Annotated in this window: 17 protein-coding genes and 1 tRNA gene; 12 read left to right on the top strand and 6 right to left on the bottom strand. The window is 59.1% G+C overall.

Features of this window, described 5'->3' with window-relative positions; genetic code table 11:
• Nucleotides 1–14: 14 nt before the first annotated feature.
• The 3 genes from H045_RS16245 to H045_RS25295 form a co-directional block, all read right to left on the bottom strand.
• Nucleotides 15–272 carry a colicin E3-like toxin immunity protein gene (locus H045_RS16245; RefSeq protein WP_003238422.1) on the bottom strand — a complete coding sequence of 86 codons (258 nt, stop codon included), beginning with the start codon at nucleotides 270–272 and terminating at the stop codon, nucleotides 15–17.
• Nucleotides 273–279: 7 nt separating this feature from the next.
• The gene (locus tag H045_RS16240) at nucleotides 280–1,434 is read right to left on the bottom strand and encodes an S-type pyocin domain-containing protein (RefSeq protein WP_015372920.1); all 1,155 of its coding nucleotides are present in this window, start codon (nucleotides 1,432–1,434) and stop codon (nucleotides 280–282) included.
• A 121-nt stretch (nucleotides 1,435–1,555) separates the two neighbouring features.
• Nucleotides 1,556–1,711 carry a hypothetical protein gene (locus tag H045_RS25295; RefSeq protein WP_003238425.1) on the bottom strand — a complete coding sequence of 52 codons (156 nt, stop codon included), beginning with the start codon at nucleotides 1,709–1,711 and terminating at the stop codon, nucleotides 1,556–1,558.
• Between the two features lie 154 nt (nucleotides 1,712–1,865).
• Between H045_RS25295 and H045_RS16235 the strand changes: the two genes are divergently transcribed.
• Complete coding sequence (locus tag H045_RS16235) at nucleotides 1,866–2,501, top strand: LysE family translocator (protein WP_015372919.1); 636 nt, start codon at nucleotides 1,866–1,868, stop codon at nucleotides 2,499–2,501.
• A 9-nt stretch (nucleotides 2,502–2,510) separates the two neighbouring features.
• On the opposite strand, the gene H045_RS16230 is transcribed toward H045_RS16235, so the two are convergent.
• Nucleotides 2,511–2,840, bottom strand: a complete 330-nt coding sequence (locus tag H045_RS16230; RefSeq protein ID WP_003238429.1) for a hypothetical protein — start codon at nucleotides 2,838–2,840, stop codon at nucleotides 2,511–2,513.
• 235 nt (nucleotides 2,841–3,075) lie between these two features.
• Between H045_RS16230 and H045_RS16225 the strand changes: the two genes are divergently transcribed.
• Nucleotides 3,076–3,972: a hypothetical protein gene (locus tag H045_RS16225; RefSeq protein ID WP_015372918.1), complete on the top strand. Its 897-nt coding sequence runs from the start codon at nucleotides 3,076–3,078 to the stop codon at nucleotides 3,970–3,972.
• A 167-nt stretch (nucleotides 3,973–4,139) separates the two neighbouring features.
• A complete protein-coding gene (locus tag H045_RS16220; protein WP_041931524.1) occupies nucleotides 4,140–4,388 on the top strand; it encodes a hypothetical protein in 249 nt (82 codons plus the stop codon).
• A gap of 83 nt (nucleotides 4,389–4,471) precedes the next feature.
• Here the strand turns inward: H045_RS16220 and H045_RS16215 are convergent.
• Nucleotides 4,472–4,556, bottom strand: a tRNA-Leu gene (locus H045_RS16215).
• 108 nt (nucleotides 4,557–4,664) lie between these two features.
• Between H045_RS16215 and queA the strand changes: the two genes are divergently transcribed.
• The 6 genes from queA (at nucleotide 4,665) to H045_RS16185 (ending at nucleotide 10,743) form a co-directional block, all read left to right on the top strand.
• Complete coding sequence (queA, locus tag H045_RS16210) at nucleotides 4,665–5,714, top strand: tRNA preQ1(34) S-adenosylmethionine ribosyltransferase-isomerase QueA (RefSeq protein ID WP_003238435.1); 1,050 nt, start codon at nucleotides 4,665–4,667, stop codon at nucleotides 5,712–5,714.
• 5 nt (nucleotides 5,715–5,719) lie between these two features.
• Nucleotides 5,720–6,835 (top strand): tRNA guanosine(34) transglycosylase Tgt, encoded by a 1,116-nt coding sequence (tgt, locus tag H045_RS16205; RefSeq protein ID WP_003238437.1) that lies wholly within the window; start codon nucleotides 5,720–5,722, stop codon nucleotides 6,833–6,835.
• 44 nt (nucleotides 6,836–6,879) lie between these two features.
• Nucleotides 6,880–7,218: a preprotein translocase subunit YajC gene (gene yajC / locus H045_RS16200; protein WP_003238439.1), complete on the top strand. Its 339-nt coding sequence runs from the start codon at nucleotides 6,880–6,882 to the stop codon at nucleotides 7,216–7,218.
• Nucleotides 7,219–7,280: 62 nt separating this feature from the next.
• Nucleotides 7,281–9,152 (top strand): protein translocase subunit SecD, encoded by a 1,872-nt coding sequence (gene secD, locus H045_RS16195; protein ID WP_003238441.1) that lies wholly within the window; start codon nucleotides 7,281–7,283, stop codon nucleotides 9,150–9,152.
• A 9-nt stretch (nucleotides 9,153–9,161) separates the two neighbouring features.
• Entirely contained in the window at nucleotides 9,162–10,076 is a 915-nt protein-coding gene (gene secF / locus H045_RS16190; RefSeq protein WP_003238443.1) for a protein translocase subunit SecF, read from the top strand.
• A gap of 124 nt (nucleotides 10,077–10,200) precedes the next feature.
• Nucleotides 10,201–10,743, top strand: a complete 543-nt coding sequence (locus tag H045_RS16185) for a glycine zipper 2TM domain-containing protein (protein ID WP_003238445.1) — start codon at nucleotides 10,201–10,203, stop codon at nucleotides 10,741–10,743.
• Nucleotides 10,744–10,955: 212 nt separating this feature from the next.
• Here H045_RS16185 and suhB read toward each other — a convergent pair whose 3' ends face one another.
• Nucleotides 10,956–11,771 carry a type III secretion system regulator SuhB gene (suhB, locus tag H045_RS16180; protein WP_003175971.1) on the bottom strand — a complete coding sequence of 272 codons (816 nt, stop codon included), beginning with the start codon at nucleotides 11,769–11,771 and terminating at the stop codon, nucleotides 10,956–10,958.
• A gap of 145 nt (nucleotides 11,772–11,916) precedes the next feature.
• Between suhB and trmJ the strand changes: the two genes are divergently transcribed.
• From trmJ to iscR, 3 genes are all read left to right on the top strand, one after another.
• Nucleotides 11,917–12,687, top strand: a complete 771-nt coding sequence (gene trmJ / locus H045_RS16175; protein ID WP_003238447.1) for a tRNA (cytosine(32)/uridine(32)-2'-O)-methyltransferase TrmJ — start codon at nucleotides 11,917–11,919, stop codon at nucleotides 12,685–12,687.
• Between the two features lie 2 nt (nucleotides 12,688–12,689).
• On the top strand, nucleotides 12,690–13,475 hold the full coding sequence (gene cysE, locus H045_RS16170) for a serine O-acetyltransferase (RefSeq protein WP_003238449.1): 786 nt from the start codon (nucleotides 12,690–12,692) through the stop codon (nucleotides 13,473–13,475).
• A 287-nt stretch (nucleotides 13,476–13,762) separates the two neighbouring features.
• A complete protein-coding gene (iscR, locus tag H045_RS16165; protein ID WP_003238451.1) occupies nucleotides 13,763–14,254 on the top strand; it encodes a Fe-S cluster assembly transcriptional regulator IscR in 492 nt (163 codons plus the stop codon).
• Nucleotides 14,255–14,296 lie beyond the last annotated feature (42 nt).

The raw sequence follows: 14,296 nt of genomic DNA, 5'->3' as shown, positions 1-14,296 counted from the left end.
TCTCTAAGTCTGCTTTATTCGTTTGCGTTTTCGTAATCAAACGCGATGAAGTAGTCGTTTTCTGAAAGAGCAATTTCATGAGAGAAGCGTGTCTGTATCAGTGACAGCCACTCCGGACGCAGCTCAAACATGCCGTTATTGATATCCTCTCTCACCGACAGCCCAAGCTCGGAAATTACTGAATAGTCGTCTCCTAAATCCGCTGAGTCCTCCATTCCGCACAGCCGCTCTGTGGTTCTGTCGAACCATTCCAATCTCACTTTTAGTCCCATGTTGCCCTCACAGGTATTTTTTGATATTTCGTTTTTTTTTCGGCCCTTTTAGTTGCTCACCCGTTAGGTGGCTGAACGCACCTATATGGCTTCCATCACTGGCTAGATAAACTTCCAACTCTCCATGCTGTGAGTCCCACTCATAGATCCTCCGACCCTTTTCCTCAACCCAGCGCTCTCTCAGCCCGGCACCTCCCTGCCTGGGAGTCATGGGTTTTGCTTTTATCAAGTTTTCAAAGCCAGTTATTTGTTCAGTGTTAGGCGCCTTGTGGTACTTGTGATCCCCTGCCCGAACACTCACCACCACATACAGCGGCCGAACCCCCGATTCCACCGGGAACACCAGAATAAAATCCCGATACTGCGGCGGATAAATCGGGTTCACCAGAATCTGTGCGGCCTTCTCCGTCGGCGGATAAATCCAGATCACCGGCGCCTGCGGCGCAGCTTCCAATGCCGGAATACCTAACGTGTCACTGGGATCAACCGCAGGCGTCCAGATCAGCTCCACGCCCTCACCCAAATCCGCCACAAACTGATCGCCACGGCTTTGAAACTGCACCACATCAATCATCTGCCACGCGGCATGATTGCCCGTGTAAAACCCATACCCTTTGAGCGTGCCGTTCTCACGTTGCTCGATATGCAACCGCATCTGCGAACGCGCTCGTTGCATCGAACGCAACTGCTCCTCGCTGTACAGCGCGCTATCACCCAGCGCCGAAGGCCAAGCCAGCGCCACCAACCCCGTCAGCAGGCCTCCGGCGACGGACCCAACGGCAGTGGCCGCCGACTCCCAAACCGCTGAACGCAATGCCAGCTGCCCCAAGCCCGCGGGCAATGTGCTGCCGCTGATCTTGCGCAAGGCGACTGCGCCCCGGCTGTCCACCTCACGTCCACCCAGCAGGCTTAAATGGCCGTACTCCTTGATCAGCTCCAACGGGACATACCCGGCCGGGTTGAAGTAATGAGTGACGCCGTCAGGCAGTTGGCAAGGCTTGATGAAAACGCAGCCTGGAGGTTTGGCTGGCTCGGGCACTGGAGCAGGCGATGGCTCGAAAAAATCAACAGACGGCGAATACGGCACACGCGATGGCTGCGGGGTCAGGATCCGTCGCTTGCGTAAATCTTCTTCGGTGGGTGGGTAAAAGCGCTCTGACATGAAGGGCTCACTTCCTTGTGCGAGGGAGTGAGCCTAAGAGGTAGGCAAAGAGGCGAATGTCGTCTTTGTTCGCTGCTGGGCGTGGGAAAAGTGGACTGATGTCCAGTCGGTGCCTTTTCCATCACCGCCGAATGCTTCTGTGGCGAGCGGGCTTGCCCCGCGTTGGGGTGCGAAGCGCCCCCAATCCTTCGCCGTCCAGCAGCAGCGCCGATACGCGTTCGGCGTATTCGTTGTTTTGCTTGAGCTTGAAGAAGCCTTTGTTGTTGAAGTCGATCATCTGCCTGTCCTGGGTGGGTGGTGTTTCAAACGGGTGCCGGTGTATGGCGTTTTGCTTGTGGATCTGTATCTGACGCGCGGGATTTGTACGCTCTACCATGGCGGCCCTGGCGAAGGATTCCACGCCGGCAGAACAAAAATCCAGGAGCCAAACAATGCCCGATATGTCCAGCTTGCTTGCCTACGGCCTGATCTCACTCGGCATGGTGCTGACGCCCGGGCCGAACATGATTTACCTCATTTCCCGCTCGATCTGCCAGGGGCGCATGGCCGGGCTGATTTCCCTCAGCGGCGTTGCGTTGGGTTTTGTCGTGTACATGCTGAGCGCGGCGCTGGGGATCACGGCGTTACTGATGGCCGTTCCCTTTGCCTACGACGCGTTGCGCCTTGGTGGCGCGCTGTATCTGGCCTACCTCGCGTGGCAGGCGATCAGGCCGGGCGGACGGTCACCTTTCCAAGTGCGCGACCTGCCCAAGGACAGCCCGCGCAAGTTGTTCACCATGGGCCTGGTCACCAACCTGCTCAATCCCAAGGTAGCGGTGATGTATGTGTCGCTGCTGCCCCAGTTCATCGACCCGAACGGCCATGGCAGTGTGCTTGCGCAGTCCCTGGTGCTGGGGTTCACACAGATTTTTATCAGCGTGAGCGTCAACGCGGTGATCGCCTGCATGGCAGGTTCGATTGCGGTGTTCTTTGTCACTCGGCCGCGCTGGCAGGTGGTGCAACGCTGGGTGATGGGGTCGGTGTTGATGGGGTTGGCGGTGCGGATGGTGGTGGAGGGGCGGCGGTAGGCGACCACCTCACAGGATTGCTTTCAGGTACTGCTTGAGCGCGTCGAGCGGGGCCGTGAGTGCTTCAAACGTAGGCGCCTGGCGCACGTCCGTCGCCAGCCGTTGCAGTTCACGGCCCATTACCGTGTTCGGGCCGCCCAGTGCCACCAGGGCCAGCGCGATGCACTCGCTGATTTTTTGCTGAGTCGTAGCGAGATCGCCCTTGCGTACGAGTAACCCAAACACCTCCCGCTCATACCCATCCATCACCAGATCATCCCGCAAAACCGGGCTGCCGCCGTCTGTCTCGTGCACAAGCTTAAGTGCAAAGAGCGCAACCGCTTCCAGCGTCAATTCCATGGTTTGGGTCCTGGTTCATTGGGAGGGGGCGATGATCACTGTTCTGTGTCTGAAAAAAAAGACCCAGGCGCCATACAACGGGGCTCGCGCGCCCGCAAAGGGCAGTCCAAGGAACAATACTAATTAGCCATGCTCCAACTCGTCATGCATCCGGTTCTCGGAGATCCAGAGTGCGGAGCTAACTCGCGCTGCCTTAACAGCGGCGCCTTTCTTTCATGAAAAGGACGCAACTACCATGCAGCCATCTCCCACCCAGGCACCTTCGGCCACCGGCGAACTGATTGCCAGCTTCCGTCACGGCAAAGGCTTTCTGATGTTCAGTTTGATCTTTGGCGTCGTGCTGTTGGGCCTCGCCGTGTTTGTGCTGTACCTGGGAACCATTTTGCCTGCAGGCAGTGAAGGCCCCGTAGCCGGCGAGACTTCCCGCGGTCTGTCATTCAGCTTCAGCAGCCCACAGACGCTGATCTACGGCACCAGCGCCTTGCTCGCGGTGATCGCATTGGGCGTGTTTGCGGCCTACGCCTGGCACAAGAGACTGCGCGCACCGGTCTACAACGTGTTCGAGCTGGGCATCGAGCGTATCGTCAACGATCAGCGCCACTACACCGCATTTGCCGATATCGAAGACCTGTACCTGTTCGGCTCCGGGCAAACCGCGATGACCGGCATGATCACCAATCTGGCCTATCGCCGTAATGCGTCCGAGCCGTTTCACCGCGTGATCGAAAGCCTCAAGGGCTTTTACCAATTCCAGCAACTGGTACGTGAGCGTCACGTACTCTCGCGCATGCCGGCAGTGGTCGCGACGCTGGAGGCGGGCGGGTCGGTGACGTTCAACTGCATCAATTCAGGACAGGTCTGGGGCAAGCGAGTGAGCGGCAATTTCCTGAAAATCACCACCTCGCCGATTCTCGTCAGCCGTACGTTTTTACACTACAAGGGCGAGAACGTGTCGATGGCATCGTTGCGTACCGTCGACCTCAATGCCTGGACTGAAAATGTGGTGATCAAGGACGAGAGCGGCAAAGTGGTGCTGTCGACTATTGCCACAGGGATCTTGAGCCATGACGTGTTTCTAAACACGCTCGATGCGTTGTTTGCCGCACAAGAACCAGCGCGCGAGCTGGTCTGAGCCGAGATTACCCTGTTGAGACACTCTCACCCACCGCTCTGCAGGGGCGATCGGGTTCCACCCCTCTCGGCAGCAAAAAAATGGAACCGCTTTTGGGCACGCTCGCCTAATGATTAGCCTGTGGATAATTCCTCAGGCGGCGTGCCAATACCGGCATCTTTCGAGAGGTGGTCAACGTGGCTAAAGACGAGAAGAAAAGCAAAGGCGAGTCTTCGAAAGCCAGTAAGGAATTGAAAGACAAGAAGTCATCACCGGCAAAAAAATCAGCAGCGGCCGCGACCCTTTCGAAATCTTCCGAGAAGAAAGACAAGAAAAAGGATGCTGAACCGAAGAAAGCTGTGAAGAAGGCGGATAGCAAGCCGGAAAAGGCCAAGAAGGCAGAGAAGGCGGAAAAGCCTGCCAAGAAGAAAAAGTGACAGCTGGCAGGTTTTAAGGCCTGGCCATTCACTTTCCTGCAGACGAAAAAAAAGACCTTGAATTTCAAGGTCTTTTTTTAAGATGGTGCCCCGAGGGAGACTCGAACTCCCACTCCTTTCGAAAACGGATTTTGAATCCGCCGCGTCTACCAATTCCGCCATCAGGGCTCAATGGCGGCGAAGTATAGAGACGAGATTACCGTTGGTCAATCACGTTTCATGGTCAATTTTGACTAATTCCGCTAGACTTCCCGGCCCTGCTAGACGAACCCCATCATGCGCGTTGCTGACTTTACTTTTGATCTCCCTGATTCGCTGATCGCTCGCCACCCGTTGGCCGAGCGTCGCGCCAGTCGACTGCTGACCCTGGACGGGGTGAGCGGTGCCCTCGCACACCGTCAATTCACTGATTTGCTTGAGCATTTGCGCCCAGGCGATTTGATGGTGTTCAACAATACCCGGGTGATTCCGGCGCGGCTTTTTGGTCAGAAAGCGTCCGGCGGCAAGCTGGAGATTCTGGTGGAGCGGGTGCTGGACAGCCACCGCGTGCTGGCCCATGTGCGTTCCAGCAAATCGCCCAAACCGGGTTCGAGCATCCTGATCGACGGCGGTGGCGAAGCCGAGATGGTGGCGCGCCATGACGCGTTGTTCGAGCTCAAGTTTGCCGAAGAGGTGTTGCCGCTGCTGGAGCGCGTTGGCCATATGCCGTTGCCTCCTTATATAGACCGTCCCGACGATGAGGCGGACCGCGAGCGCTATCAGACGGTTTACTCCCAGCGCCTGGGCGCGGTGGCCGCACCTACTGCCGGGCTGCATTTCGATCAGCCGCTGCTCGATGCGATTGCCGCCAAGGGCGTCGAAAGCGCCTATGTGACCCTGCACGTGGGGGCCGGCACGTTTCAGCCGGTGCGTGTGGATAACATCGAAGATCACCATATGCACAGCGAATGGCTGGAAGTCAGCCAGGACGTGGTGGATGCCGTGGCGGCGTGCAAGGCGCGCGGCGGGCGGGTGGTTGCCGTGGGCACCACCAGCGTGCGCTCCCTCGAAAGCGCCGCGCGCGACGGCGTGCTCAAGCCGTTCAGCGGTGACACCGATATCTTCATCTACCCAGGCCGCCCGTTCCATGTGGTCGATTGCCTGGTCACCAACTTCCATTTGCCGGAATCCACGCTGTTGATGCTGGTGTCGGCCTTTGCCGGTTACCCCGAAACCATGGCCGCCTACCAGGCCGCCATCGCCAACGAGTACCGCTTTTTCAGTTACGGTGATGCGATGTTTATCACCCGCAATCCGGCGCCACGCGGCCCAGAGGAACAATCATGAGTCGTATGTCGTTTGAACTGCTGGCCACCGACGGCAAGGCCCGTCGTGGTCGCCTGACCTTCCCGCGCGGCACCGTCGAGACCCCGGCGTTCATGCCGGTCGGCACCTACGGTACCGTCAAGGGCATGCTGCCGCGCGACATCGTCGCCACTGGCGCCGAGATCATCCTCGGCAACACCTTCCACCTGTGGCTGCGCCCGGGCACCGAAGTGATCAAGAAGCATGGCGACCTGCATGACTTCATGAAGTGGCAGGGCCCGATCCTCACGGATTCCGGTGGTTTCCAGGTGTTCAGCCTGGGTGCCATGCGCAAGATCAAGGAGGAGGGCGTGACCTTCGCCTCGCCGGTCGACGGCGCCAAGGTGTTCATGGGGCCTGAAGAATCGATGCAGGTGCAGCGCGACCTTGGCTCGGACATCGTGATGATTTTCGACGAGTGCACGCCGTACCCGGCCGATGAGGACGTGGCGCGCATCTCCATGGAGCTGTCGCTGCGTTGGGCCCAGCGTTCGAAAAACGCCCATGGCGACAACACGGCGGCGCTGTTCGGCATCGTCCAGGGCGGCATGCACGAAAGCCTGCGCAAGCGCTCGCTCGAAGGCCTCGACAAGATCGGCTTCGACGGCCTGGCCATTGGCGGTCTGTCGGTGGGCGAGCCCAAGCACGAGATGATCAAGGTGCTGGATTATCTGCCGGGCCTGATGCCTGCTGAAAAACCTCGTTACCTTATGGGCGTTGGCAAACCGGAAGATCTCGTAGAGGGTGTGCGCCGCGGTGTGGACATGTTCGATTGCGTGATGCCAACCCGTAATGCCCGCAATGGGCATCTGTTCATCGATACAGGCGTGCTGAAGATCCGTAACGCGTTCCATCGCCATGATGAATCGCCGCTCGATCCCACCTGTGACTGCTACACCTGCCAGAACTTCTCCCGGGCTTATCTGCACCATCTGGACAAGTGCGGGGAAATGCTGGGTAGCATGTTGAATACCATCCACAATTTGCGTCATTACCAAGTCCTGATGGCTGGTTTGCGCGAGGCTATTCAACAGGGTACATTGGCCGCCTTCGTCGATGCCTTCTATGCCAAGCGCGGGCTCCCTGTGCCGCCCTTGGACTGAGTTTTCCCGACCCTAAGATTCACTATTTGCAACTGGAGTGCTAAATGAGCTTTTTTATCTCTAACGCCATGGCTGACGCCGCTGCGCCTGCCGCTGCCGGCCCTATGGGCGGTGGTTTCGAGTGGATTTTCCTGGTCGGCTTCCTGGTCATCTTCTACCTGATGATCTGGCGTCCACAGGCAAAGCGCGCCAAAGAGCAGAAGAACCTGCTGGGCAGCCTGCAAAAGGGCGACGAAGTGGTGACCACTGGCGGTATCGCCGGCAAGATCACCAAGGTTGCCGATGCTTTCGTGGTACTGGAAGTCTCCGACACCGTGGAAATGAAGTTCCAGAAAGGCGCCATCGCTGCCACGCTGCCCAAAGGCACGCTCAAAGCGATCTAAGTAACAACCTTTACCAATCGACGGGGCGCGCAAGGCGCCCCGCGTTATAAGCGGGCGGCGTGATGCTGAACAAATACCCTCTGTGGAAATACGTACTGATCCTGGCGGTGCTGGCGATCGGTTTTATTTATTCCGCTCCCAATCTTTATCCTGATGACCCGGCGATCCAGATCACGGGCGCCAGCACTTCGCTGCAGGTCAATCAGGCCGACCTGGAACGTGCGAGCAAAGCGCTCAATGACGCGGGTATCCAGGTCAAGGCGGCAACATTGGCTGCGGGTGCCAAGGGCGGCTTGCTGCGCCTGACCAAATCCGAAGACCAATTGCCGGCCAAGGACGTCGTGCGCAAGGCCATGGGTGACGACTACGTAGTCGCGCTGAACCTGGCACAGACCACGCCGCAATGGCTGCGCAGCATTGGCGCGCACCCGATGAAGCTGGGTCTGGACTTGTCCGGTGGTGTGCACTTCCTGCTGGAAGTCGACATGGACAAGGCCCTCGACGCACGCCTGAAAGTTTACGAAGGCGACGTGAAGAGCCTGCTGCGTAAAGAAAAGTTGCGTTATCGCAGCCTGCCGCAGCTCAACGGTGCCATCCAGCTGGGCTTCTCCGATGAAGCCTCCCGCGAACAGGCCCGTGCACTGATCCGCAAGAACTTCAATGATTTCGACATCGTGCCGGCCGACCTCAATGGTCAGGCGGTACTGCGTCTGGCGATGAGCCCGGCGAAGATCGCGGAAATCCGCGAATACTCGATCAAGCAGAACCTGACCACGGTGCGTAACCGTGTCAACGAGCTGGGCGTGGCCGAGCCGATCGTGCAGCGTCAGGGCGCCAACCGTATCGTGGTTGAATTGCCGGGTGTGCAGGACACGGCTGAAGCCAAGCGTATCCTGGGTAAAACCGCCAACCTGGAGTTCCGTCTCGCGGCTGAGCCGGGTGCTACCCGCGCCACCTCCGAAGAGTTCGAGTTCCGCGAAGGCAATCGTCCGCCTGCTCTGATCGAGCGCGGCCTGATCATCACCGGTGACCAGGTCACCGACGCCAAGGCCGGTTTCGACTCGCAGCACGGTACTCCTGAAGTGAACATCCGCCTGGATGGCCACGGCGGCGACCTGATGAACCGCGCCACGCGCAGTAACGTTGGTCGCAGCATGGCGGTGATCTTCATCGAGCAGCGCCCGGTGACCACCTACACCAAGCAGATGGTCAATGGCGTCGAGAAAGACGTGCCGGTGCAGACCTTCAAGGAAGAGAAGAAGATCATCAGTCTGGCGACCATCCAGTCGCCGTTGGGTGCTCAATTCCGGATTACCGGCCTGAACGGTCAGGGCGAGTCCTCTGAGCTGGCGCTGTTGTTGCGTGCCGGTGGCCTGGCCGCGCCGATGTACTTCGCTGAAGAACGCACCATTGGCCCGAGCCTGGGTGCCGACAACATCACCAAGGGTGTCGATGCGGCCTTGTGGGGCATGCTGTTCGTGTCGCTGTTCATCATCGCTATCTACCGCTTCTTCGGCGTGATCGCCACCGTGGCCCTGGCGGGCAACATGGTGATGCTGCTGGCCCTGATGTCGCTGCTGGGGGCAACGCTGACCCTGCCGGGTATCGCCGGTATCGTACTCACCATGGGTATGGCGGTGGATGCCAACGTGCTGATCTTCTCGCGGATTCGTGAAGAGATCGCCGCTGGCATGACCGTGCAGCGTGCAATCAACGAAGGCTTCGGCCGGGCATTTACCGCGATTCTCGACTCCAACCTGACCACTCTGCTGGTCGGCGGGATTCTCTTTGCCATGGGCACCGGCCCCGTCAAAGGTTTTGCGGTGACCATGTCCCTGGGTATCTTTACCTCGATGTTCACGGCCATCATGGTGACCCGCGCAATGGTCAACCTGATCTTTGGCGGACGTGACTTCAAGAAGCTGTGGATTTAAGGGGCTGCCATGTTACGTACAATCAACTTCATGGGCGTTCGCAACGTTGCGTTCGGCGTCACCGTGCTCCTTACCGTTCTGGCGTTGTTCAGCCTGTTCCATAAGGGTCTGAACTACGGTCTTGACTTCACCGGCGGTACGCTCATCGAGCTGACCTACGAGAAGCCCGCCGACGTCACCCTGGTGCGCAATGAGCTGGTCAAGGCCGGCTATCACGAAGCAATCGTGCAGAGCTTTGGTGCAACCACGGACCTGCTCGTGCGTATGCCGGGTGAAGACCCGCAACTGGGTCACCAAGTGGCCGAGGCCTTGCAGAAGGTCGGTGGCGACAACCCGGCGTCGGTCAAGCGCGTCGAGTTCGTGGGGCCGCAAGTGGGTGAAGAGCTGCGCGACCAGGGCGGCCTCGGCATGCTGATGGCGCTGGTCGGCATCATGGTCTACCTGGCTTTTCGCTTTCAGTGGAAGTTCGGTGTCGGCGCCATTGTGTCGCTGATCCACGACGTGATCGTCACCGTGGGTATCCTGGCGTATTTCCAGATTACCTTCGACCTGACCGTGCTGGCTGCGGTGCTGGCGATCATTGGTTACTCGCTCAACGACACTATCGTGGTATTCGACCGGGTTCGTGAGAACTTCCGCGTACTGCGCAAGGCGTCGTTGATCGAAAACATCAACATCTCGACCACCCAGACACTGCTGCGCACCATGGCGACGTCGATCTCCACCTTGCTGGCGATTGCCGCGTTGATGATCTTCGGCGGCGACAACCTGTGGGGCTTCTCCCTGGCGTTGTTCATCGGCGTTCTGGCGGGTACCTACTCGTCGATCTACATCGCCAACGTGGTGTTGATCTGGCTGAACCTCAACAGCGAAGACTTGATCCCTCCGGCCAGCACTGGCAAGGAGGTCGACGACCGCCCTTGATGGGCGTTTGTTGACACGCTGTTACAAAAGAGGCACGAGAATTGAACTCGTGCCTTTTTTTTTGCTCCAAGGCTGGGTATAGCGCGGATCTTTCGGTCCGCTTGTGATGGTCAGGAGGTTCAACGTGAACAAGTCGTTGCTGGTTGGTGCGGTATTGGGTGCTGTCGGTGTGACTGCCGGGGGCGCTGTTGCCACCTACAGCCTGGTTAAAAGCGGCCCTGAGTATGCGCAAGTACTGGCGGCACAGCCGGTAAAAACCCAGATTAAAACTCCGCGTGAGGTCTGCAAGGACGTCGCAGTGACTCGGCAGAAGCCGGTGCAGGATCAGCATCAGATCGTCGGCACCGTGGTCGGTGCGCTGGCCGGTGGCCTATTGGGCAACCAGGTCGGTGGCGGTAACGGCAAGAAGCTGGCCACCGTGGCCGGTGCGGTCGGTGGCGGTTACGCCGGTAACAAGGTTCAGGAAGGCATGCAGAACCGCGATACCTACACCACCACCCAGACCCGCTGTAATACCGTCAACGACATCAGCGACAAGGTTGTCGGCTATGACGTGCGTTACACCCTGGATGGCAAGGAAGGCACCGTGCGCATGGACCGCGATCCAGGCGGCCAGATTCCAGTGGATAAAGAGGGTCGTTTGATCCTTGGCCAGAACCAGCAATAATTCAGAGATTCAAAGGTTTGTGCAGTAAATATGTGGGAGGGGGCTTGCTCCCGATGGTGGTAGGTCAGTCAATACATTAGGTGGCTGACAAGCAGCTATCGGGAGCAAGCCCCCTCCCACAGTTGATTTCTGGTGTTGCTGGCATGTGTGTTCATGCCAAATTCCAGGCATGAAAAAAGCACCCCTTGGGGTGCTTTTTTGTGCCTGCTCGCTTAGCGCTTCAGCGAGGCCGGCAGGTGCGGCTGGATTGCTGTCAGCACGGCCTTGAAGCACTTCGTGTTGCCCGCAACCACGTGGCCTTTTTCAAGGAAGTCGTGACCGCCGGTGAAGTCGCTCACCAGGCCGCCCGCTTCCTGGATCAGCAGGGCGCCTGCAGCCATGTCCCACTCGGACAGGCCCGACTCCCAGAACGCATCGAAACGACCGGCGGCCACGTACGCCAGGTCCAGGCTCGCAGCGCCGGCGCGACGGATGCCGGCGGTCTGGCCGACCAGGGCGCGGAACATGCCCAGGTAGTTTTCCAGGTTATCCATCTGGTCGTCACGGAATGGGAAGCCGGTGCCCAGCAGGGCGCCGTCCAGACTGGTGCGACCGCTGACGCGCAGGCGGCGACCATTGAGCTGCGCGCCACGGCCACGGCTGGCGGTGAATTCTTCCTGGCGAACCGGGTCAAGTACGACAGCGTGCTCCAGGCGGCCACGGTATTTGCAGGCAATGCTCACGGCAAAGTGCGGGATGCCGCGCAGGAAGTTGGTGGTGCCATCCAGTGGGTCGATGATCCACAGGTAGTCTTCGCCTTCGCCGCTGCCTTTATGCAGGCCGGTTTCTTCGCCGAGAATGCCGTGGGTCGGGTAGGCCTTGCGCAGGGCGTCGATGATTTTCTGTTCGGCGGCGCGATCCACCTCGGATACGTAATCCTTGGCGTCTTTTTCGTCGACCTTGATGGTATCCAGGCGCTCGATGGAGCGGAAGATCAATTCACTGGCGCTGCGGGCGGCGCGCAGCGCGATATTCAGCATGGGCTGCATGGATAGGTCACCTAAGGTTGTTAAAGAAAGCCGGGCAGTTTAGCAGAAACTTTCTTCAGGTGAAGAGCGGCGTTAGCTTTCGTGGCATAACCTTAGGCTGTTCTGTAAGATTTGCTCCCCTTTCCCGTGTCCGAGAGCGCCTCCCTTGCTGCAAAACATTCGTGTCGTCCTCGTCAATACCAGTCACCCCGGCAATATCGGCGGAGTGGCGCGAGCCATGAAAAACATGGGGCTGACGCGCCTGGTGCTGGTCGAGCCGCGGGTGTTCCCGCACCACGAGGCCGATGCTCGTGCGTCCGGTGCCAACGACCTGCTCGCGACCGCCCAGGTCGTCGCCACCCTGGAAGATGCGCTGGTGGGCTGCAATCTCGTGCTCGGCACCAGCGCTCGTGACCGGCGCATCCCCTGGCCGCTGCTGGACCCGCGTGAGTGCGGCACCAAGGTGATCGAAGAGGCCGCCGGCGGTGCTGAAATCGCCCTGGTGTTCGGCCGTGAAGACTCCGGCCTCACCAATGAAGAGCTGCAACGATGTCATTACCATGTGCACATTCCATCCGACCCGGAGTTCAGCTCGCTGAACCTCGGGGCGGCGGTGCAGGTGTTGAGCTACGAGGTGCGCATGGCCTGGCTGGCTGCGGCAGGTCAGCCGAGCAAGGTCGAGAAGGATGAAGTGGCGTCGACCAAAAGTGGCGAGTTGGCCACCATGGACGAGTTGGAGCGTTTCTATGAGCACCTGGAGCAAACCCTGGTAGCGATCGAGTTTCTCGATCCGGAAAAGCCGCGCCATCTAATGGCGCGCTTGCGTCGCCTGTATGGGCGCAGTTCGGTGAGTCGAGCGGAAATGAACATATTGCGTGGCATCCTCACGGAAACCCAGAAAGCGGCCCGTGGCGAGCTGCTTAAGCGGAAGGATTGACAATGTTCGAGCGTTTGCGAGAAGACATCCAAAGCGTTTTCCACCGCGACCCGGCGGCGCGCAATGCCTTTGAAGTGCTGACCTGCTACCCGGGCATGCATGCGATCTGGATCCACCGCCTGTCCGGCTTCTTTTGGGGCATGGGCTGGAAGTGGGTGGCGCGGCTGGTGTCGAACTTCGGCCGTTGGCTGACCGGGATCGAGATTCACCCGGGCGCCAAGGTCGGGCGTCGTTTTTTCATCGACCACGGCATGGGCATTGTGATCGGCGAAACCGCTGAAATCGGCGACGATGTGACGCTGTATCAGGGCGTGACGCTGGGCGGCACCAGCTGGAATAAAGGCAAGCGCCACCCGACTTTGGAAAATGGCGTGGTGGTGGGGGCGGGCGCCAAGGTGCTCGGTCCGTTCACGGTGGGTGCAGGCGCCAAAGTGGGTTCCAATGCCGTGGTGACCAAGGCGGTGCCGGCTGGCGCAACAGTGGTGGGTATTCCCGGTCGTATCATCGTCAAGCCGGAAGTCGGCGACGAGCAGGAAGCCAAGCGCAAGGCCATGGCCGAGAAGATTGGTTTCGATGCCTATGGCGTCAGTGAAGACATGCCCGACCCGGTGGCTCGCGCCATCGGCCAATTGCTTGATCATCTGCAGGCGGTGGATGGCAAACTGGAGGGCATGTGCGGTGCGCTGAAGGAGTTGGGCAGCCCGTACTGCGCCAAAGATCTGCCTGAGCTGCGCGAAGAAGATTTTGCTGAAATCAAGGACGAAGCCGCTACCACCAAGGCAGGCTGAGCGCGGTCCCTTGTGGGAGCTGGCTTGCCTGCGATTGCGGTGGGTCAGCAACCTATAAGTTAGCTGATAGACAGCCATCGCAGGCAAGCCAGCTCCCACATTTGATCTCCATTGGCTCCGTGGTCTTGCAGCAGGCCTGCTTAAGCTATTCGATCCCACCCCATCCTGCTATGATTCGCGCGCCCTTTTTGCGGGTAATCCCGACTAAAGCACTAGGTCTTATAGTTGACTTAAATACTCGGGAATCGCATACTTGCTCCCATTCTGAAACACCTTGGTACTTGTCCATGAGACTGACTACGAAAGGCCGATACGCGGTGACCGCCATGCTTGACTTGGCCTTGCACGCGCAAACTGGCCCGGTGTCCCTGGCCGATATTTCCGAGCGCCAAGGCATTTCACTGTCTTACCTCGAGCAGCTGTTCGCCAAATTGCGCCGCAGCAATCTGGTCTCCAGCGTTCGCGGTCCAGGGGGCGGCTATCAGCTGTCCCGCGAGATGCAGGGTATCCAGGTGGCCCAGGTGATCGACGCGGTCAACGAATCCGTCGATGCCACCAAATGCCAGGGCCTGGGTGATTGCCACGCCGGCGACACCTGCCTGACTCACCACCTGTGGTGTGACTTGAGCCTGCAGATCCATGAGTTTTTGAGTGGTATCAGCTTGGCTGATCTTGTGACTCGCCGTGAGGTGCAAGAAGTAGCCCAGCGTCAGGACCAGCGCCGTTGCAACACCAAGGCGCCGCGTCTGGACAAGATTGAAGCGTCCGCCGTCGAGTGACAGCCGAAGAGCTAACGGCACGCCAGCCAGCCTGATTAGGAG

Origin of the sequence: Pseudomonas poae RE*1-1-14 (assembly GCF_000336465.1) — a bacterium.
Lineage (GTDB): Bacteria > Pseudomonadota > Gammaproteobacteria > Pseudomonadales > Pseudomonadaceae > Aquipseudomonas > Aquipseudomonas poae.
Note: the sequence above shows the minus strand (reverse complement) of the source record. Positions and strands in the feature narration are given on the sequence as shown.